Origin of the sequence: Paraburkholderia sp. GAS348 (assembly GCF_050434205.1) — a bacterium.
Taxonomy (GTDB): Bacteria; Pseudomonadota; Gammaproteobacteria; order Burkholderiales; family Burkholderiaceae; genus Paraburkholderia.
On sequence record NZ_JBNPVT010000005.1, the window covers coordinates 242443 to 262050 of the forward strand.

The 19608-nt window shown below is 64.2% G+C and carries 17 protein-coding genes; 8 read left to right on the forward strand and 9 right to left on the reverse strand.

Annotated features, from left to right (window positions below; translation table 11 throughout):
• Positions 1 to 2 precede the first annotated feature (2 nt).
• The 4 genes from cobT to P3T22_RS11550 all read left to right on the forward strand — a co-directional run bounded on the left by cobT (position 3) and on the right by P3T22_RS11550 (position 4103).
• Positions 3 to 1064 (forward strand): nicotinate-nucleotide--dimethylbenzimidazole phosphoribosyltransferase, encoded by a 1062-nt coding sequence (cobT, locus tag P3T22_RS11535; RefSeq protein ID WP_063495054.1) that lies wholly within the window; start codon positions 3 to 5, stop codon positions 1062 to 1064.
• Positions 1065 to 1127: 63 nt separating this feature from the next.
• Positions 1128 to 1904: an adenosylcobinamide-GDP ribazoletransferase gene (locus P3T22_RS11540; protein ID WP_429325104.1), complete on the forward strand. Its 777-nt coding sequence runs from the start codon at positions 1128 to 1130 to the stop codon at positions 1902 to 1904.
• Complete coding sequence (gene cobC / locus P3T22_RS11545; protein ID WP_063495055.1) at positions 1889 to 2479, forward strand: alpha-ribazole phosphatase; 591 nt, start codon at positions 1889 to 1891, stop codon at positions 2477 to 2479. Before P3T22_RS11540 ends, cobC begins: the two co-directional genes overlap by 16 nt.
• A 208-nt stretch (positions 2480 to 2687) precedes the next feature.
• Positions 2688 to 4103 carry a Fic family protein gene (locus tag P3T22_RS11550; protein ID WP_429325023.1) on the forward strand — a complete coding sequence of 472 codons (1416 nt, stop codon included), beginning with the start codon at positions 2688 to 2690 and terminating at the stop codon, positions 4101 to 4103.
• A 39-nt stretch (positions 4104 to 4142) separates the two neighbouring features.
• On the opposite strand, the gene P3T22_RS11555 is transcribed toward P3T22_RS11550, so the two are convergent.
• Genes P3T22_RS11555 through cobU form a run of 4 tightly spaced genes read right to left on the reverse strand, consistent with a single transcriptional unit; the run spans position 4143 to position 7570 of the window.
• Complete coding sequence (locus tag P3T22_RS11555) at positions 4143 to 5054, reverse strand: cobalamin-binding protein (protein ID WP_429325024.1); 912 nt, start codon at positions 5052 to 5054, stop codon at positions 4143 to 4145.
• On the reverse strand, positions 5051 to 6088 hold the full coding sequence (gene cobD / locus P3T22_RS11560; protein ID WP_063495058.1) for a threonine-phosphate decarboxylase CobD: 1038 nt from the start codon (positions 6086 to 6088) through the stop codon (positions 5051 to 5053). The genes P3T22_RS11555 and cobD overlap by 4 nt, the downstream gene beginning before the upstream one ends.
• Complete coding sequence (gene cbiB / locus P3T22_RS11565; protein ID WP_063495059.1) at positions 6081 to 7016, reverse strand: adenosylcobinamide-phosphate synthase CbiB; 936 nt, start codon at positions 7014 to 7016, stop codon at positions 6081 to 6083. The genes cobD and cbiB overlap by 8 nt, the downstream gene beginning before the upstream one ends.
• On the reverse strand, positions 7016 to 7570 hold the full coding sequence (gene cobU, locus P3T22_RS11570) for a bifunctional adenosylcobinamide kinase/adenosylcobinamide-phosphate guanylyltransferase (protein ID WP_063497825.1): 555 nt from the start codon (positions 7568 to 7570) through the stop codon (positions 7016 to 7018). Before cobU ends, cbiB begins: the two co-directional genes overlap by 1 nt.
• 167 nt (positions 7571 to 7737) lie before the next feature.
• Between cobU and P3T22_RS11575 the strand changes: the two genes are divergently transcribed.
• A complete protein-coding gene (locus P3T22_RS11575) occupies positions 7738 to 9207 on the forward strand; it encodes a cobyric acid synthase (RefSeq protein WP_429325105.1) in 1470 nt (489 codons plus the stop codon).
• A gap of 43 nt (positions 9208 to 9250) precedes the next feature.
• Here the strand turns inward: P3T22_RS11575 and P3T22_RS11580 are convergent, their stop codons facing one another.
• Positions 9251 to 9670, reverse strand: coding sequence for a PaaI family thioesterase (locus P3T22_RS11580; protein WP_429325025.1), 420 nt, complete (start codon positions 9668 to 9670; stop codon positions 9251 to 9253).
• Between the two features lie 211 nt (positions 9671 to 9881).
• Here P3T22_RS11580 and P3T22_RS11585 point away from each other — a divergent pair, with 211 nt between their 5' ends.
• Positions 9882 to 10520 (forward strand): ParA family protein, encoded by a 639-nt coding sequence (locus P3T22_RS11585; protein ID WP_063495062.1) that lies wholly within the window; start codon positions 9882 to 9884, stop codon positions 10518 to 10520.
• 70 nt (positions 10521 to 10590) lie between these two features.
• Here P3T22_RS11585 and panD read toward each other — a convergent pair whose 3' ends face one another.
• The 4 genes from panD to P3T22_RS11605 form a co-directional block, all read right to left on the reverse strand.
• Positions 10591 to 10977, reverse strand: a complete 387-nt coding sequence (gene panD / locus P3T22_RS11590; RefSeq protein ID WP_012432059.1) for an aspartate 1-decarboxylase — start codon at positions 10975 to 10977, stop codon at positions 10591 to 10593.
• A gap of 50 nt (positions 10978 to 11027) precedes the next feature.
• The gene (gene panC, locus P3T22_RS11595) at positions 11028 to 11861 is read right to left on the reverse strand and encodes a pantoate--beta-alanine ligase (protein ID WP_429325026.1); all 834 of its coding nucleotides are present in this window, start codon (positions 11859 to 11861) and stop codon (positions 11028 to 11030) included.
• A gap of 217 nt (positions 11862 to 12078) precedes the next feature.
• Positions 12079 to 12951, reverse strand: coding sequence for a segregation and condensation protein A (locus tag P3T22_RS11600; protein WP_429325027.1), 873 nt, complete (start codon positions 12949 to 12951; stop codon positions 12079 to 12081).
• A gap of 4 nt (positions 12952 to 12955) precedes the next feature.
• Entirely contained in the window at positions 12956 to 13141 is a 186-nt protein-coding gene (locus P3T22_RS11605; protein WP_054035105.1) for a DUF3460 family protein, read from the reverse strand.
• Between the two features lie 269 nt (positions 13142 to 13410).
• Here P3T22_RS11605 and P3T22_RS11610 point away from each other — a divergent pair, with 269 nt between their 5' ends.
• A complete protein-coding gene (locus P3T22_RS11610; RefSeq protein ID WP_429325028.1) occupies positions 13411 to 15249 on the forward strand; it encodes an autotransporter assembly complex protein TamA in 1839 nt (612 codons plus the stop codon).
• A gap of 28 nt (positions 15250 to 15277) precedes the next feature.
• Positions 15278 to 19582, forward strand: a complete 4305-nt coding sequence (locus P3T22_RS11615) for a translocation/assembly module TamB domain-containing protein (RefSeq protein WP_429325029.1) — start codon at positions 15278 to 15280, stop codon at positions 19580 to 19582.
• The last annotated feature ends 26 nt before the right edge of the window (positions 19583 to 19608 follow it).

Consider the following 19608-nt stretch of genomic DNA (forward strand, 5'->3'; position numbering starts at 1 on the left):
CTATGACCTCTTTGCCAGGTTTGCCGGTATTGACCGAAGTCGAACCGCTCGATCAAACGCTGCGTGCCGAACTGCAACACATTATCGATACCAAGACCAAGCCCCCCGGCAGCCTTGGGCGGCTCGAGACACTCGCACGCCAGTTGGGGTTGATCCAGCGTACGACACACCCCACGGTCGAACGTCCGGCAATGATCGTGTTCGCCGGCGACCACGGCATTGCGCAGGAAGGTGTGAGTCCCTATCCGCAAGCGGTGACCGCGCAAATGGTCGCTAACTTTCTCGCGGGCGGCGCGGCGATCAATGCCTTGAGCCGCGTCGCCGGTATCGAACTCGAAGTGGTCAACGCAGGCATTGCGACGCCGCTGCCGTCCACGGACGGTCTCATTGATATTCCGGTTGCGGCCGGCACGCGCAACTTCGCGCATGAACCCGCAATGACGCACGAACAGGCACTCGCCGCGATGCAGGCGGGCGCGGCTCGCGTGCGGCATCACGCGGCGCTCGGCACCAATGTGATCGGCTTCGGCGAAATGGGCATTGCGAATACGTCGTCGGCCGCGTGTCTGATGAGCCGCCTGTGCGGTGTGCCGATCGACGAATGCGTCGGGCGTGGTACGGGTCTCGACAATGCCGGACTCGCGAAAAAGCGCAACGTACTCGCCTCGGCATTCGCGCATCACGCTGTTTCCAACGATCCGCTCGACGTGCTCGCCACCTTCGGCGGTTTCGAAATCGCCATGATGACCGGCGCGTACCTCGCTGCTGCGCAAGCGCGTATGACGATCCTTGTCGACGGTTTCATCGCGACCGCGGCATTGCTGGTGGCCGATGCGTTCGCGCCGAACGTGCGCGAGTATTGCGTGTTCGCGCATGCCTCGAACGAGGCGGGGCATCGGCGCATGCTCGATCATTTTGGCGCGCTGCCATTGCTCTCGCTCGATATGCGTCTCGGCGAAGGCACCGGCGCGGCGCTCGCCGTGCCGCTGCTGCGCGCGGCGGTGGCGTTCGTCAACGAAATGGCGAGCTTCGAATCGGCTGGTGTTGCGAATCGCGATGCTTAATCAGCTATACGAAGCGCCGTTATGCAAAGCGCCGTTGTACGGACGCGCGCGGCCGGTCCGCTCATGAACCCGCTCGCGGAACTGCGCTATTTCTTCACGGCGCTCGGCTATTTCACGCGCATGCCGGTGCCGCGTTGGGTCGGCTATGAGCCGCACTATCTGAATGCGGCGGCACGTTATTTTCCGCTGGTTGGTCTATTGATCGGCGGATTGAGCGCGCTGGTTTATCTCGCGGCCTTGCATGTCTTTCCAGCGGGCGCGGCGGTGCTGCTGTCGATGGCTGCGTCGCTTCTCGTCACCGGCGCATTTCACGAGGACGGACTCGCCGATTGCGTCGATGCGTTCGGTGGCGCCTATACGCGCGAGGACGTGTTGCGCATCATGCATGACTCGCGCATCGGTGCCTTTGGCGCCATCGCGCTCGTGATCGCGCTAGCACTGAAGTGGCAAACGCTCGCCGCATTGCCGCCGATGCGCGCCGCCAGTCTGATGATTGCAGCGCATGCGGCGAGCCGCGTGTTTGCAATCAGCTATCTGGCCACGCTCGACTATGTGCGCGCCGTAGGCAAAGCCAAACCGGTTGCGCAACGTTTGAGCGGTCCCGCGTTGCTTTGCGCAGCAGTATTCGGTCTGCCGTGCTTGCTCTGGCCGAACGGGCCCGGTCTGCCGGATTGGCGCTTCGCCGGCTCGGCATTCATCGTGCTTGCGGCGCTGCGGTTTGCCATGGGCCGTTATTTCGTTAGACGCATTGGCGGCTACACCGGCGACTGCCTTGGCTTCGCACAACAGATTCTTGAATCGAGCATCTATCTGCTGGGGCTTGCATGGATATCGTCCTGATCCGCCATCCCGCCGTCGCACTCGATGCGGGCGTGTGCTACGGCCAGAGCAACGTCGCGCTTGTCGCGGATGCGGAAGTGTCCTCAACCGCGCTTGCATTGAAACTCGCCACGTTGCTGGTGCCGGCGCCGCGCGTGTTCATATCGAGTCCGCTGATGCGTTGCTCGGCGCTTGCCGCCGCGATGGCGAACGATTTCGGCTGCGCGCTCAGCTATGACGACCGTCTGCAGGAAATGAATTTCGGCGCTTGGGAGCAGCAGCGCTGGGACGCGATCGATCGGGAGTTGCTCGACGACTGGGCGGCCAACTTCGAACACGCGCGTGCGCATGGCGGCGAGAGCGTCGCACAATTCGTCGCGCGGGTGCGGGCGTGGTTCGACGCGTTCGCGCAGACGCGCGAGTTGTCGCCGGCCTATGTGGTCACGCATGCAGGAGTAATGCGGGTGATCGCTTCGCTGGTGCTGGACGTGCCGCTGGAACACTGTCTGCGCTGGTCGCTGGAGATGACGGGGATTGTCTGGCTGCGCAGGGATGAGGCGACGCAGCAGTGGTTGCTGGTGAGGTGGAATGCGTGAGGGAATGGGGCTTGTGCCTGTGTGCGCTCCCGAATTGTGTCAGTCCTGGTTCTATTCGTGACACTTTTTCAGGAAATTTGTCGCGAAACCAGAAGTTGCGCCATTTTTAAGCCTGGAGTGGCGCGTTTAGCTCGATTTGTGCCACAATGCCAAGAGAAAGTGGCGCGATTAGGATTTATCGCGCCACATAGGCTCGAGGGTGGCGCGCATGAACAGCAACGGCATCAAGCAGGAATTGGATCTGATCGAGCCCCTCATCGCTGCGAGCGCTGAGGGGCGGGGCGTTCGTGCGCTGGCAGCGGCACTTGCCGCGTGCCGGCATCCCATGCAGCGCCGCACGCTGCAACGTCGTCTCGACATGTTGCTCGAAGCTGGCCGGATCATCTCGGAAGGTGCTGGGCGGGCAGTGGTCTACAAGCAGGCCGCCGCTTCCAGCGCGGCTGTTTTCCCCGCACAGGTCGTCACCGGCGCAAGCACTTCCGGCGAAGCCTACGTGCCCGTGTCGAGTGCGGGACTCGAGGTGCGCGCAGAAGTGAACAGGCCGCTGCACGAGCGCCGGCCGGTCGGCTATAACCGCGCGTTTCTCGAACGCTATCGTCCGAATCAGGATGCGTATTTATCGCAAGCGCAGCGTGCACGCCTGCATGAGTGGGGCCGCACGTCGGCGGATGTGCGGCCGGCCGGCACGTACGCGCGCGACATCATGAGCCGGCTTCTGATCGATTTATCGTGGGCGTCGTCACGGCTCGAGGGCAATACCTACACGCGGCTCGATACCGTGCGGCTGATCGAGCAAGGGCTCATTGCGCAAGGCAAGGACGCTCAGGAAACGCAGATGATCCTGAATCATAAGGCCGCGATCGAAATGATTGTCGAGAGCGCGGACGAAGTGGGCTTTAATCGATTCACCGTACTGAACCTTCACGCGATTCTCTCCGACAACCTGATGTCCGATCCGTTCGCCAGCGGCCGTTTGCGCGCGCGCGAAGTGGAGATCAGCGGCACCGTATTTTTTCCGCTCGCCGTGCCGCAGCAGATCGCGGAATGCTTCGAGGCGGTGTTGAACAAGGCCGCGCAGATCGACGACCCCTTCGAGCAGGCTTTCTTCGGCATGGTGCACCTGCCGTATCTGCAGCCGTTCGAAGACGTCAACAAACGGGTCTCGCGTCTGACCGCGAATATCCCGCTGATCCGGCAGAATCTGTGTCCGCTGTCGTTCATCGACGTTCCCGAAAAGGCCTACGTCGACGGCACACTCGGTGTGTACGAGACCAATCGCGTCGAGTTGTTGCGCGATGTCTTCATCTGGGCGTACGAGCGCTCGTGTCAGCGTTATCTGGCGATTCGGCAATCGATCGGCGAGCCGGACGCGTTTCGCCTCAAGTATCGCAATGCGTTGATTGAGGCCGTGCAGGAGGTGATTCGCGGCGGCCTTGCCGGCACGCGCGGTGAGATCGAAACGCTTGCGCAGAATCGGGTGGACGCAGCGGATGTATCTTCGTTCATCGACGCAATCCAGTCCGATCTCGATCAACTCTATCTCGGCAATGTCGCGCGTTATCGATTGCGGCTATCCGAATTCGAGCGCTGGCCATTCAAGCGGGCAGACGCCGTCTCGCGCTAACGCACGCGGCACTTCTTGCTGCACGGCTTTGCCGCGGCATCACTGCGCGCTGTTCTTCCTTCGGGAGCGCGCCAGGTCGAGGTCTTCGCATATTTGCCTGGCCCCTTGCGCAATACGCGGCGCCGGCCGGTTGATCAGATCGCCGTCGACGGCGAACAGATTGTTGTTCGCCACCGCCTTCAGACTCGGCCATGCACGCCATGTGTCGAGTTGCGGCAGGGTCGTGTCCGGTTTGGTCGCGCCGGGCGCGGCGGTGAAGATCGCTTCCGGATTCGCTGCGAGCACCGCTTCAGTCGAGACGGTCGGCACCAGCGGCTCGAGTTTCGCAAACACATTGCGGCCGCCGCATAGCGCAATCACGTCGCTGACCATATGGTCGCCGTTGAGCGTCATCAACGGCTGGTCCCACACCTGATAGAACACGCCGACAGGCGGCCGGCTTGCATACTGCGTGCGCAATCGTGCGATGTCCTGACGGTATGCCGCAGCGCTTGCATCGGCAATCGGCGAGGTGCCGAGCAATTGCCCGAGCTTGGTCAACGACACGGCGATGTCGTCGAGACGATGAGGCTCGCTGAAGAACAGCGGCACATGCATTTCACGAAGGCGATCGAGTTGGCGCTGCGCATTGCCATGCCGCCATACGACGATCAGATCGGGCTTCAACGCAACGATCCGTTCCAGGTCGAGCGCCTTGTTGTCACCGACGCGCGGCAGCTGCTTCGCTTCGGGCGGATAGTCGCTGTAGGACACGGCGCCGACCAGTTTCGCGCCACCGCCCGCGGCATACAGCAATTCGGTGACATGCGGCGCGAGACTGATGACGCGCTGTGCGGGCGCAGGCAGTGTGACCGTTGCGCCGGTGTCGTCGATGACCGTGATGGCGGCGTGCGCGTGCAGCGTACTCGCACAAAGTGCCGCAGCAATGGCAAAGCGTGGGCGCCGAGTCATCGAACAGCCTCGCGCAAACTCTCTTCGAAACGCGCCCATTCCGCATCGCTCGCAGGCAGCCCGAAACGCACACTGCCCGATGCCGTGAAGAGACGTGTCCACACGCCGCGCCGCGCTAACGCTTCGTGCAGAGCGGCGGCGCGCGCATCGTCGGTCCACGCGAAGAGCGGCGTGCTGTGTGTGGCGAAACCGTGTGCCTGCAACAGACTCGCCAGACGGGCGCTTTCCGCATCGAGCCGCGTACGCATCTGCTGTTGCCACAATTCGTCTTCGAACGCGGCCTTGACGGCATGCCGAGCCGGGCCGCTGACAGTCCATGCCCCGAGCGTACGACGCAATGCGTCGAGCAAAGCCGGCGCACCGAGTACGAAGCCAGCGCGCACACCGGCGAGCCCAAAGAATTTTCCCGGTGAACGTAACACGATCAGCCCATCGCGATGGGTGCTTGCCGCGAGCGACGCCGAAGGCATCGTGTCGGCGAAAGCCTCGTCGACCAGCAGCGTGCCACCGCGCGCGGCGAGTTGCGCATGCCAGTGCAGTAGCTTGTCGGCGCTCAGATGTTCCGCGGTCGGATTGTTAGGATTCACGATGACCACATGCGTGAGCGTGTCGGGCAAGGTGTCCCAGGACACATCCAGTGGCGCGACGTCGTGTCCTGCCCGCTCGAATGCAGGCACATATTCGCTGTACGTGAGCGGCGCGATGCCAACCCGGGCACCTGGCAGCAGTGAGGGCAGTGCGCGAATCGCCGCCTGGCTCCCCGCTACGGGAAGCACGTGCGCGGCGTCCGGCGCACCATAGTAACGGGCGGCACAGGCGGCAAAACCGTCACCTTCGTCGGGCAGGCGGCGCCAGGCATCGGCGGGAACCGGCGGCACCGGATAGCCGTGCGGATTGATGCCCGTCGACAGGTCGAGCCATTGCGCGTACGGAATGCCGTAACGCTCCGCCGCTTCGTGCAGATTGCCGCCGTGGACCACGGCGTTGAGCGGGGTGCCGGTATCAGCTTTGTGAGTAGCGGTTCGATCAACCATGAAAGGGCGCACTCAGCAACGCCAGCACGATCAGTACCGCCAGCCAGAGAATGACCGTCCGTTCAACCAGCATCAACGCCGCCGTAACATGCGTGGCGTTCGCGGGGTGTCCGAAACCTAGCGTTGGTCTGTGTTCAAGCGCGCCGTGATACACCGCGGGGCCGCCGATCAACACGTTCAGACTGCCCGCGCCTGACGCCATGACCGGCCCGGCGTTCGGGCTGTCCCAGCGCGGCGCCTGTTCGCGCCAGCAACGCAGCGCCGTGCGAGTGTCGCCGAGCAAGGCATAGCTCGTCGCGGTGAGGCGCGCGGGAATCCAGTTGAGCACGTCGTCGAGGCGCGCGGCGGCCCAGCCGAAGCGCAGATAGCGCGGCGTGCGGTAGCCCCACATGGCGTCTAGCGTGTTGGCCAGACGAAACCCCAGCGCGCCTGGACCGCCCGCGATCGCAAACCAGAACAGCGCGCCGAAGATCGCGTCATTGCCGTTTTCGAGCGCCGATTCGACGGCGGCGCGCGACAGTGCCGCTTCGTCGGCATGAGCGGTTTCGCGCGACACGATGCGCGAGGTCAAGAGACGCGCTTGCGCCAGATCGCGCCGCGCCAATGCCTCGGCGATCGGCGCAATGTGATCGTGCAGACTGCGTGCGCCGAGCGCAAACCACAGCAACACGACATGCACCGCGCAGGCTGCAACAAACGGCAGCACGGAAACGAGCCACCAGGCGATCAGCACCGGCGGCATGACCGCCAGCGACCACGCGAGCAGTCCCTTGAGCCGCAAACGCCGGCCGGTGTTGTAACGCGTTTCGAGGCGCATCGCCCATTTGCCGAAGCCGACCAGCGGATGCGCGGTGCGCGGCTCACCGAGCCAACGGTCGACGGCGACGCCCGCCGTTGCCAGCGTAACGATCAGAGGAAGCGACAGCATCACGCGCTGCCCTCTGTTTTCAAGGCGAGCGGCAAGCCCGCGACCATCATCGTCACCTGGGTGCTCAACGCGGCGATGCGCTGATTGAGCCGCCCGAGTTCGTCGACATAGAGTCGCGTTGCCGCGCCGAGCGGCACTACGCCCAGACCGATTTCATTGCTGACCACGATGATCTTGCCTTTGGCGTGGATGAGCGCCGCTTCCAGCGCAGCAAAATGCGCGTGATATTGATCGACCGGCAAGCCGTCGCCCTCAGGTGGGCACAGCAGGTTGGCGAGCCACAGCGTCAGGCAGTCGATCAGAATGCAATGGCCGGGTGCGTCGATTTGCGCCACGGCGCCGGCGAGATCGACGCCCGCTTCGTGCAAAGCCCAATGCGCCGGACGCCGCTCGCGATGATGCGCGATGCGCGCGCTGAATTCGGCGTCGTCAGCCACGCGCGCGGTGGCGACGTACGTGACGGGGAGGGTGCTGTCGTTCGCCAGTTGTTCGGCATGCACGCTCTTGCCCGAACGGGCGCCGCCGAGAACGAAGGTGAGGTCGCGGGGAATCATCGCGTGATTGTACCGGCGTGCAGCGCGTGCCGGCACGATGGGATAATGCCGCGTTCATTGCCTGCGTTCATTACCTGGGTTTATTGCCCATTCACCGCCGAACCCGACATTCCGTGACCACCACTTCGATCCCGCATCCCGCCGTACCTGTGCCGCGCGGCACGCTGATGATTCAGGGCACCACGTCCGATGCAGGCAAGAGCACGCTCGTCGCGGGTTTGTGCCGGCTGGCGCGCCGCGCCGGCGTACGGGTCGCGCCGTTCAAGCCGCAGAACATGGCGCTCAATAGCGCGGTGACGGTCGACGGCGGCGAGATCGGCCGTGCGCAGGCCCTGCAGGCGGTGGCCGCGGGCATCGCCGCGCACACCGATCTGAACCCCGTGCTGCTCAAGCCGACCAGCGACCGCGGCGCGCAAGTGATCATCCACGGCAAGGCGCGCATGAATCTCGATGCGCGCGCGTATCACGACTACAAGCCGGTCGCCTTCGAGGCCGTGCTGGAGTCGTATGCGCGTTTGCAAGCGGCGTACGACACGATTTTTGTCGAAGGCGCGGGCAGTCCTGCCGAGATCAATCTGCGCGACCGCGATATCGCCAATATGGGTTTTGCTGAAGCGGTCGACTGTCCGGTCGTGCTGGTGGCCGACATCGACCGCGGCGGCGTGTTCGCGCATTTGACCGGTACGCTCGCGTGTCTCTCGGAAAGCGAGCAGGCACGTGTGCGCGGCTTCATCATTAACCGGTTTCGCGGCGACGCCAGTTTGCTCAAGCCCGGACTCGATTGGCTCGAAGCGAAGACCGGCAAGCCGGTGCTCGGCGTGGTGCCCTACCTGCACGGCCTGACGCTCGACGCCGAAGACATGCTGCCGCCCGAACTGCGCGCCGCGCAAAGCGGCGAAAGCGACGATCTGGGCCCGATGTTGCGAGTGGTCGTGCCGGTGCTGCCGCACATCAGCAATCACACCGATTTCGACGCGCTGCGCGCGCATCCGCAAGTCGACTTTCATTACGTGCGAAGCGGCACGCCGCCTCCGCCGGCCGATCTGATCATCCTGCCAGGCTCGAAGAATGTGCCGGGCGATCTGGCCTTTCTGCGTGCGCAAGGCTGGGATGCGGTGCTGCAACGGCATTTGCGCTACGGCGGCCGGGTCATCGGGATTTGCGGCGGCATGCAGATGCTCGGACGCGAAGTGGCCGATCCGCACGGCGTGGAAGGCGCGCCTGGCACGAGCGCGGGCCTCGGCTGGCTCGATTACTCGACAGTGCTGATGCGCGAAAAAACGCTTAAGAATGTCACAGGGCGACTCGCATTGCCCGGTTCGCCCGAGGTCGCCGGTTACGAGATTCACATGGGCGAGACACAGGGTCCGGCGCTGAGTTCGCCCGCGCTGCAATTGGGCGAAACGCACGGCGCCCGTCCCGACGGCGCGATCTCGGCCGATGGCCAGATCCTCGCCACCTATGTGCACGGCCTGTTCGACACGCCGGCCGCATGCGCCGCACTGCTCGCGTGGGCGGGCTTAAGCGACGCCGGGACAATCGACTACCCGGCGTTGCGTGAGGCTTCGCTGGACCGTCTGGCTGACACGCTCGCCGAGCACCTCGATCTTGCGAAGCTTTTTGCTGCGATCGGGTGATGAAGGTCAATCGGGCGGTGGTCCGCGTCCCGGCGTCGGTCAGTCAATACAACAGGATTTGCGTGCAGCGAAACAGCGCCATCGTCTTGCCGTTCGGAGCGGTGACGGTGGCGTCCCACACCTGCGTGCTGCGGCCCAGATGCACGGCCTTGGCGACCGCGCGGATCGTGCCTTCCGTCGCCGTGCTGAGAAAATTGCTTTTCAGCTCGATGGTCGTGAAATTGCGCGCCGTCTCAGGCAGGTGCGCGAGGCATGCATAGCCGCAGGCCGTATCGGCGAGGCCGATCACGGTGGCGGCATGCAAAAAGCCGTTCGGCGCGAGCAATTCGTGGCGCACCGTCAGTTCCGCGGTCAGAGTGCCTTGCTCCAGCGCCAGAACATGCACGCCCAGCAAGCCGGGCAGCTTGCCCTTCTGACGTTCGTGCAGGCGCTCGATGCTGTATTCCGGACGAAGTGTGCTCATGAGATGGGGGGCCTCGATGGAAAAATCAGGGGGGGCAGGGCGGTCAATAGCCGTTTGGGGGCTTCGGCCCCGGTGCATTTATCGATATTATCAACGGCGGGATCGGCGGGTGAACCTGAAACCGATGCGGATCAGGACACGTTGGCGCAAGTCAGAGCAAACTGCGCGGTAAACCGGCTGGCGGCGCCCAGCCTTCTTTCCGGGAGAATTCATGACGGTAATTGTGGTGGCGAATCCGAAGGGCGGTGTGGGCAAAAGCACGCTGTCCACCAATCTGGCCGGCTATTTCGCGTCGCAAGGGGAATGGATCGCGCTGGCGGACATGGACAGACAACAGTCCGCGCACGCGTGGCTGTCGCTGCGGCCGGCCGCGTTGCCGCCCATCGAGACCTGGGAGGTTGACCTTGAAAACCCCGCCAAACCGCCCAAAGGTCTGGAACATGCGGTTATCGACACACCGGCCGGGTTGCACGGCAACCGCCTGAATATCGCGCTGGATCTGGCCGACAAGGTGATCGTGCCGCTCCAGCCGTCAATGTTCGATATTCTCGCCACCCAGGACTTTCTCGAGCGGCTGGCGAAGGAGAAAGCGGTCAGGAAAGGCGCGATCGAGATCGGGGTGGTGGGGATGCGCGTCGACGCGCGCACGCGCTCAGCGGAGCAGCTGCATCGCTTTGTCGAGGGATTGAAGCTGCCGGTGCTGGGTTTTCTGCGCGACACCCAGAATTACGTGCAACTGGCGGCGCACGGCCTGACCTTGTGGGACGTCGCGAAAAGCCGCGTGGAGAAGGATCTGGAGCAGTGGCAACCGATCATCCAATGGACCAACGGCGCCGGCAAGAAGGCTTGAAGTAAATCAGCAGGCAGCGCGGCCGCCCGCTGAATGGGACCGTGCGGCGAGAGGCCGGCTCAGGTTCAGCTCAGGTCCAGTTCTGGGTCGGCACGTGATCGCGGCTGCCCTTGATCTTGTTGTTGTCGTCGACGAACACCAGATCCGGCTTCCAGCCTGCCTTCAGTTCCGCTTCGTCGACCACCGCGAACGCCGCGATGATCACCAGATCGCCCAGTTGCGCGCGCCGCGCGGCCGAACCGTTCAGCGAGATCATGCCGCTGCCCCGTTCGCCCTTGATCGCGTACGTCGAGAAGCGCTCGCCGTTATTGATGTTCCAGATGTCGATCCGCTCGTTTTCAACAATATTCGCGGCTTCCAGCAAGTCCTCGTCGATCGCGCACGAACCTTCGTAGTGCAGTTCGCAGTGCGTGACCGCGACGCGATGGATTTTCGACTTCAGCATATTGCGTTGCATGACCAATCCCTTGTGGCTTCTTATGCGCGTTTGCGCAGACTAAGATGGCTTCAGATTTCGAGGTTGTCGATGAGACGGGTGGTGCCGAGCTTGGCGGCAGCCAGCACGACCAACTCCGCATTCGTATCTTGCGTGCCCGGCGGCAGCAGATTCGAGCGCTTGCGCACCGCGATGTAATCAGGCTGCCAGCCGCGCGCAGCCAGTGCGGCCATCGCCGCCTGTTCGAGTTGTGCGAAGTCGCGATCGCCGGCGAGCACCGCATCGCGCACGCGATTGAGCTCGGCGGCCAGCATCGGCGCCTCGGCGCGTTCGGCCGTTTGCAAAAAGCGGTTACGCGAACTGAGCGCAAGGCCGTCGGTGTCGCGCACGGTTTCCGCGGCGATGATGTCGGTCGGCAGCGCGAACTGGTGGCACATGCTGCGCACGATCATCAGCTGCTGGTAATCCTTCTTGCCGAACACCGCGACGCGCGGCTGCACGCACGACATCAGCTTCATCACGACCGTGCACACGCCCTGGAAGAAACCCGGCCGAAATTCGCCTTCGAGAATGTCGCCCAGATCGTGCGGCGGATGCACGCGATACTCTTGCGGCTCCGGGTACAGATCCCGTTCCGTCGGCGCGAACAGCACATAGACGCCTTCTTTCTGCAGCTTCTCGATGTCGGCTTCGAGCGTGCGCGGGTATTTGTCGAAATCTTCGTTCGGGCCGAACTGCAGGCGGTTGACGAAGATGCTCGCCACCACCGGATCGCCGTGCTGGCGCGCGAGGCGCATCAGCGACAGATGGCCCTCGTGCAGATTGCCCATGGTCGGCACAAAGGCGGTGCGATTCTGGCCGCGCAACTGGTCGCGCAATTCATGGATCGAGCTGATGACTTTCATGATCGGACAGGGATTTCCTTGCGCGGGGCGAGACCCGGTTGGCGCAAAAACTCAGGGTTTGCGTGACCGGCGGCCTCACTTGTAATGACAGGTTCGGAGCGCCGGATTGTAGTGGATTTGTTCCGGGGGCGCACCGAAGTAGTGGATTTGTTCCGCGGCCGCACCGCAGCGAGGCGTCTGCTGCAGCGATGGCGCACGCAAGCCCCGTTTCCCGGCTTCAGGCCGGCAGATAGGCGAGGCGCACATAAATCGGTGCGAACGGCTCGGCCTGAGTAATTTCGATGAGCGACTCACGGCACAACTCGAGCATGGCGATGAAATTCACCACGACCACCGGCACGCCTTTGCTCGTGTCGAACAGATCCGAGAACTCCATGAAGCGCGCATTCTGCAGCCGCCGCAGGATCGTGCTCATATGCTCGCGCACCGACAATTCCTCGCGCGAAATCTTGTGATGCTGAACCAGCTTGGCGCGCTTGATCACGTCGGCCCACGCGGCGCGCAGGTCTTCGCTATCCACATCCGGAAAGCGCGGCGTGATGCTTTGCTCGATATACACCTCGGCGCGCAGGAAATCGCGGCCAAGCTGCGGCAGATGGTCGATGCGCTGGGCGGCGAGCTTCATCTGCTCGTATTCGAGCAGGCGGCGCACCAGTTCCGCGCGCGGATCTTCGGCTTCGTCGCCGCTATCGGCCTTTTTCACCGGCAACAGCATGCGCGACTTGATCTCGATCAGCATCGCGGCCATCAGCAGATACTCGGACGCGAGTTCGAGATTGGTCTGACGCAGCTGGTCGACGTAGCCGAGGTATTGGACCGTGACATCCGCCATCGGGATGTCGAGCACGTTGAAGTTCTGCTTGCGGATCAGGTACAGCAACAGATCCAGCGGGCCTTCGAACGTTTCGAGGAACACCTCGAGCGCATCCGGCGGAATGTACAGATCCGTCGGCAGCTTGAAGAGCGGCTCGCCGTACAGGCGTGCGAAAGCGATGCCGTCCACGATGTCCGGCGTCGAATCGGTGGCGGGCGCGGCAAGCGCGGCGTCGGGCACCGGCGCGGCGCTCTTTGCCTCGTCGGCGTGACTCACGCGCTTAGAAGTTTTGATAGTACGAGTAAGGCGTCTGCTCTACGCGCGAGGCTTTCTGCTCGGCGCGTTCTTCGAGGTCGATCGGCTGTTTGTCCCACAGCAGCGACCGGCCACGGCGCTGCTCGGCTTCCAGATTCGGTTTTTGCTGCTTGAGTTGGTTCAGGAATTGGGTGATGTCCGATTGATACATGGCTAGACGTCCGTGGTTTGGGGGATGGCGGCTGGCTGGCGGGAACCCGCGCGGCATCGCTGCTATTCCATAATTTTACCGCATGCGCCGCGCGTGGTCGAAAAACGGTGGCCGGCGCGGTGTACCGGCCCGCAGGGCTCGCCGCGCCTCACGCTGCAAACGCTCCTTTAAGAGATGGCGCGGCTTCGCCGATGTGGTCAAATAGCGAGCTTCGGCCGCCGCGGCGGCCCCGAGCGACAGAATTCATCAACCACGGCCGGAGGTCCTGTTTGGCGGGGTGCGCGATCGAAGCGCCGCGAGTGCGGCGCGGCAAAACCGGTGACGAGTCTGGGCATCCGCTGTCCGTTCGGCGCTGGCTGCGCACGTGGCTGGCGTTCGGCATCTTCATGCTCATGCTTGCCGCGGTCGACGCGCACGCAGCGCGGCGCGCGGCCGCCAGCTACAAGGTCGATATCGAAGCCACGCCGCGCTCGCTGCGCAAGCTGCTCGAAGCGCACCTGGACGTGGCGCGTTTCGCCAAACGTCCTGACATCAGCGACGACCAGTTCGAATTTCTGATTACCGCCATCCCCCAGCAGGTGCGCGATCTGGCCGCCACGCAGGGCTATTTCACGCCGGTTGTGCGCACCGACGTGCGAACCGTCGACGACAAAAAACGCGTGACGGTGAGCGTCGATCCCGGCCCGCAAACCCTCATCACGTCGATTTCGCTGTCGTTTCGCGGTCCGGTGCTGACCGAAGATCCGGCGCAGGAAAACGCCGCGCGTTTCGCGTTTTCACTGCATGAAGGCGATCCGTTTTCGCAAGGCAATTGGGACGACGCAAAAAACGCGTCGCTCAAGGCGTTGCAGGCGCGCCGTTACGTGGGCGCGAAGATCTACCACTCAGAGGCGCGGATCGACCCGCGCACGCACGAAGCGAAATTGTCGGTGACGTATGACAGCGGCCCGACCTTCACCATGGGCAAGCTCGACGTATCCGGCACGCGGCGCTATCCGGAACAGATCGTCGACAATGTGAATCCGATTTCGGCCGGCGATATCTACGACGTGCAGCGCGTCGCCGAATTGCAGCGGCAGTTGCAGAACACGCCGTACTTCGCGAGCGTTGCGATCGACGTGGATAGCGACCCGGCCAAACCGGTCGATACGCCGGTGCATGTGAAGGTGTCGGAATATCCGTACAACAGTATGCGCGGCGGGGTCGGTTATTCGACCGACAACGGCCCGTTGATCCAGGGTTCGTATTCCTATCTCGACACGTTCGGCAAAGCGTGGCCGTTCACGGTCGACGGCCGCATCGACCAGATCCAGCAGTACGGGCAAATCCAGCTCGCAATGCCACCGGGGCCGCGCGCGTGGACCAATAGCGTGCTGGCTTCCTACACCACGACCGACGTGTCCGACACGCGCATCTACAGTATCCGCGGTGGCGTGCAGCGGGCCCGTACGTCGCAATTCATCGACTACAACTACGCGATCCTCTATTACCAGGACCGGCTCGATCAGAACGCGGCCGCGCCGACTACCAGCCGCGCGCTGGTGCCGTCATGGTCGTGGACCCGCCGCAATACCGACGATCCGTTGTTCCCGCGTTCGGGCAACCTGATTCACGTCGAAGCGGGCTTCGCGGTCAAAGGCGTGCTGACCGACCAGACGTTCGTGCGCGGCTATGCCCGCGGCCAGCAGTACCTGCCAATCGGCAGGGAAGACCTCGTGCTGTTCCGTGCCGAACTCGGCGGCGTGTTCACGAGCGGCAGTTCGAGCGGGATTCCGGCTTCGCTGCTATTCCGCGCGGGTGGCTCGAATTCGATCCGTGGCTACAGCTATCAGAGCATCGGCAATAACGTCGACGGCTCGGTGCTGCCCACCAAATATCTCGTGACAGCGGCTGCCGAGTATCAGCACTGGTTCACTCACGACTGGGGCGCAGCCGCGTTCTTCGACGTGGGCACCGCCACCGATACCTGGGGCGAGAAAGTCTTTTATCCCGGCGCCGGCGTCGGTGCGCGCTGGCGCAGCCCGGTCGGCCCGGTCAATGTCGATGTCGCCTATGGGATCCGCAACCGGAGCGTGCGGCCGTACCTGACCCTCGGCATCGCCTTCTGATGGAAACCTGCTTCCACATGATCCACGCATGACCACGCACGTCTCCGCCCAAGCACCCGCGCAGCCGCCCGGCGCTCATCCGCCTGGAGGGCCGCCCGGACAGCAACCCCCGCCCGACGCGCCGCCGCCGGCGCGCTGTCGCGGCCGGTTGTTGCTGAAAACGCTTGCGTGGATGGTCGCCGTGCAGGTTCTGCTGGTCGCCGTGGCAATCGGCCTGCTGTACGGTGCGCTGACGACCGAGCGCGGAACGGCTTACGCGTGGCAGGCGGCCGTCAAGCTGCTGGGTGGCAGGCTGACTGGCACGCTCGGGAGCGGTGCTATCGCCAACGGCGTCCAGCTCCGGCAGGTGCGCTGGCGCAGTCTCGACGGCAGCGGCACGGATATCCAGATCGACCGCGTGGCCGGCCGCTGGGGACTGACGCGCAAGCCTTGGCGCTTCTCGATCGACTATCTGCATATCGGGACGATCGACGCCCGTGTCGGTTCGTCGTCGAGCAGCAGCGGACCGCTGAAATTGCCGCAAGATTTGCGCTTGCCGATGCAACTCGAAGTGCGCGACGTGCAGGTCGACAAACTGCTGTTGCGCCAGGGTGGGTCGACGACCGAGCTTTCCCACTTCATGTTCCATGGCCGCAGCGACGGCCGGCATCACGAGGCCGCGATCGAGCGGCTGGACACGCCGTTCGGCGCGGTGACGGCGGCGGCGAAGCTCGACGGGGTGCGGCCGTTTCCGCTGACCGGCGATCTTGGCTATTCCGGCAAGGTCAACAACGAGGCGGTGCAGGTGGGTGGCCATCTGAGCGGCTCGCTGGAGAATTTCATCGCCGAACTCGACGCCAGCGGGATGAAGCTCGCCGGCCATGCCCAGGTCGAGGCGACGCCGTTCGGCGATGTGCCGTTGCAACGCGCCACGCTGACTTTCGACCACGTCAATCCGCAGGCGTTTGCGCCCGGCGCGCCGCTGGCGGATCTGGCGGTGCGCGCTGAACTGCAGCCGGTGGGGCAGGTCGCGGCGGGGGCGGTGGTGTTGGGTAGCGCAAGCGCGGCGAGTGGCGCAAGCGGTGCTGGCGCGGCAAGTTCGGCGAGTGCCACCAGCGCTTCCCGCGCCGCAGGTTTCGCCGTCGCCGGCCATGTCTCGATCGTCAACGCCAAACCGGGGGCGATCGACCAGAACCTGCTGCCTTTGATCGACGCGCAAACCGACGTGCGCCTCGACGCCCAGGCGCAGCGCATTTCGAACCTGAAGGTGCGGCTCGTGAAGAGCGCCACGCTCACCGGCGGCGGCGCGCTGACCGGCAAGCACGGTCAGTTCGATCTGCTAGTCGCCGGGCTCGACCTGAACGCCCTCGAAGCGGCCGTGCGGCCCACCCAGCTTTCCGGTCCGATCGGCATCCGTCTGAACGACGACGTGCAAAGTCTGACCCTGGATCTCGCCGACCCGAAAGCAGGATTGCGCGCGCAAGGCAAAGTGACCTTCGACCCCGCGCGCATGAGCTTCAACGACGTGCGTGTCACGTCGGGTAAAGGCCGCATCGATCTGTCTGGCGCACTCAAGCACGACGCGAATTCCACCTACAACCTGAAAGCGCAACTGACCGATTTCGATCCGTTGACGCTGACTTCGCAGATGCCGTCGCGCACGCCGGTCACCGGCCCGGCACCCGCGTCGGCCAATGCCAAAGGTCAGGCGCTCGCGCAAGGCGCGGCGCAAGCGGGCAGCACGGCCGGTGCGAAAAGCGCGGCCCCTGGCGACAAAGCCGCCGCCGCGGTAAAGAACACCGCCAAAGCCGCAGTGCGAGCCGAAGTGGTTCAACGCAAAGCGCCGCCGCCCAAGCGCGGTGCGCCGCCGGCCCGCAAGATCGAGGCACGCGTGAATGGCACGCTCACCGCGGCCGGCATGCTCGGCCCGGTTTTCACCACCAAGGCCGAATTCAAACTCGGTCCGAGCGTCTACGACGGCCTGCCGTTGACGGGCGGCGGTGTGGTCCAGCTGGCCGGCTCGCGGATTCTGCCGAGCCGGGCGAATCTCTCGGTGGCAGGCAATCAGGTGGACTTGCAAGGCAGCTTCGGCGCGCGCGGCGACCGGCTGCGTTTCCGTGTCGATGCGCCGGAACTCGAGCGCCTCGGTTTCGGCCTCGCCGGCCTCGTCGCGGCGGATGGCGACGTTACTGGCTCGTTTGCGCATCCGAATGTCGTGCTGAACTACAAGGCAGACAGCGTGGTGTTCAGCAATACCCGCATCGGCCATGCAGAAGGTCACGCCGAACTGCGTGACGGCGCGAACGGCGCGCTCGTTTTCACGACCGACGCGCGCAATCTCAGCGCCGGCGGCGTCGATCTGACCACGCTCACGGCACGCCTGTCCGGCACGCGCGCAAACCATTCACTGGAGGCGGCCGCCACCGGCAAGTTGCAGGACCGTCCGCTCGACCTGACGCTTGCGGCCAACGGCAAGCTGACCGAAGCACGCGACGGCACGCGCTGGGACGGCACGGTGACCCGCCTGCAGAACCGGGGCACGCCGGCGCTGAATCTCGAGTCGCCGCTCGCCGTCAGCGCCGGACCGGACCGCCTGACGCTCGGCGCAACGCGTCTCACGCTCGAAGCTGCGGTGCTGAGCCTGAAATCGTTCGCCTTCGACCACGGCAAGATCCAGTCCGCGGGCACCTTGACCGACATTTCGCTGGCGCGCCTGCAGGATCTGCGGCGCGAGATCACCGGCACGCCACCGGCCGTCAAAACCGATCTGGTGTTCGACGGCGACTGGGATTTCGCGCTCGGCAGCACCGCGAGCGGCCACATCCAGTTGAAGCGTCGCGGTGGCGACGTCACGGTCGAAATCGGCCGTGGTTTGACCTCGCTGGGTATCACGGATATGACCGCGCGCGCCGAGTTCAGTGGTGGCAACCGGCTGAATGCGACCATCCACGCGCAGGCCAGCCGGATCGGCGTGATCGACGCCGACGCGCATACCACGCTCGTGATGCGTGACGGCTTCCTGAGCGTCAACGAAGAGGGGGCGCTCACCGGCAATGTGAATGCGAACGTGCCATCGCTAAAAACGACCGGCGGACTGTTCGGCCCGAGCTATTTGCTCGACGGCCACCTCGCGCTAAAACTCGCACTCGGCGGCACGGTCGCCAAGCCGAACCTGACGGGGTCGCTGATCGGCGACGGTTTGTCGGCGACGATGGTCGACCAGGGTGTGCAGTTGAAGGACGGCGTGGTGCGCATCGCGCTCTCGCACAATCTGGTGGATTTCCAGCAGGTCGAGTTTCACGGCGCGAGCGGCACGCTGCGCGCAACCGGCCGTGTGCGTCTGGATGGTGCCCAGCCGGATCTGTCCGCGAGCATCGTCGCGGATAAGCTGGAGTTGTTCGCGGCGCCGGACCGCAATCTGTCGCTGTCGGGTAGCGCGAGCGTGGCAAACGGCGGGGCAGAGGGCGGCATGGCGATCAACGGCAAATTCGTGGTCGATCACGCGCTGTTCGATATGCCGGAGCAGTCCGCGCCGAAGCTCGGCGACGACGTCGTGGTGGTGCGTCCGGACGGTACGGTGGCGGGCGAGCGGCCACCGCCGCAGGTGGCGGGCACGAACAAGCCGATCGGTCCGTTTGCGCCACGCGCCAATATCGACATCAGTCTCGGCAATAGCTTCCGTTTCCGCGGCATGGGCGCGGACCTTGGCCTGAGCGGCACGATCACCGCGATGAGCGCACCGAACCTGCCGTTGCGCGCGGTCGGCAATGTCCGCGTGACAAAGGGCTCGACCTATACCGCGTTCGGCCGCAAGCTCAACATCGAGAATGGCTTCTTCACGTTCAACGGTCCGGTTGCCAATCCGGGCATCAACATCCTGGCAATGCGCCGCAATCAGCAGGTCGAGGCGGGCGTGCAGGTCACGGGCACGGTTCAGTTCCCGGTGGCGAAGCTGATCTCTGAGCCGTCCGTGCCGGATAACGAAAAGCTCTCATGGCTGCTGTTTGGACACGGCACGGATCAGGGCAATAACCTCGGTCAGCAAAGCACCATGACGACGGCGCTCGCATTGCTCGGCAGCGCGAGCGGCAAACGGATCGCACAGACCATCGGGCTCGACGAGTTTTCGATCGGCCGAAGCGAAGTCGGCCTGACCGATCCGCAGGTGGTGATGGTGTCGAAGGCGATCAACGAGTGGCTCGTGATCGGCTACGAGCAAGGTCTGCAGTCGGCGAGCAATGCGATCAAGGCGACGGTGAACCTCACGCGCTATTGGTCGGTCGCGGCATATGGCGGCACGTTCGACGGCATGGCACTGCTTTATACACGGCGCTTCGACCGGATCCGGTGGTGACACCTGGTGTGCCGCGCCCGGTAATG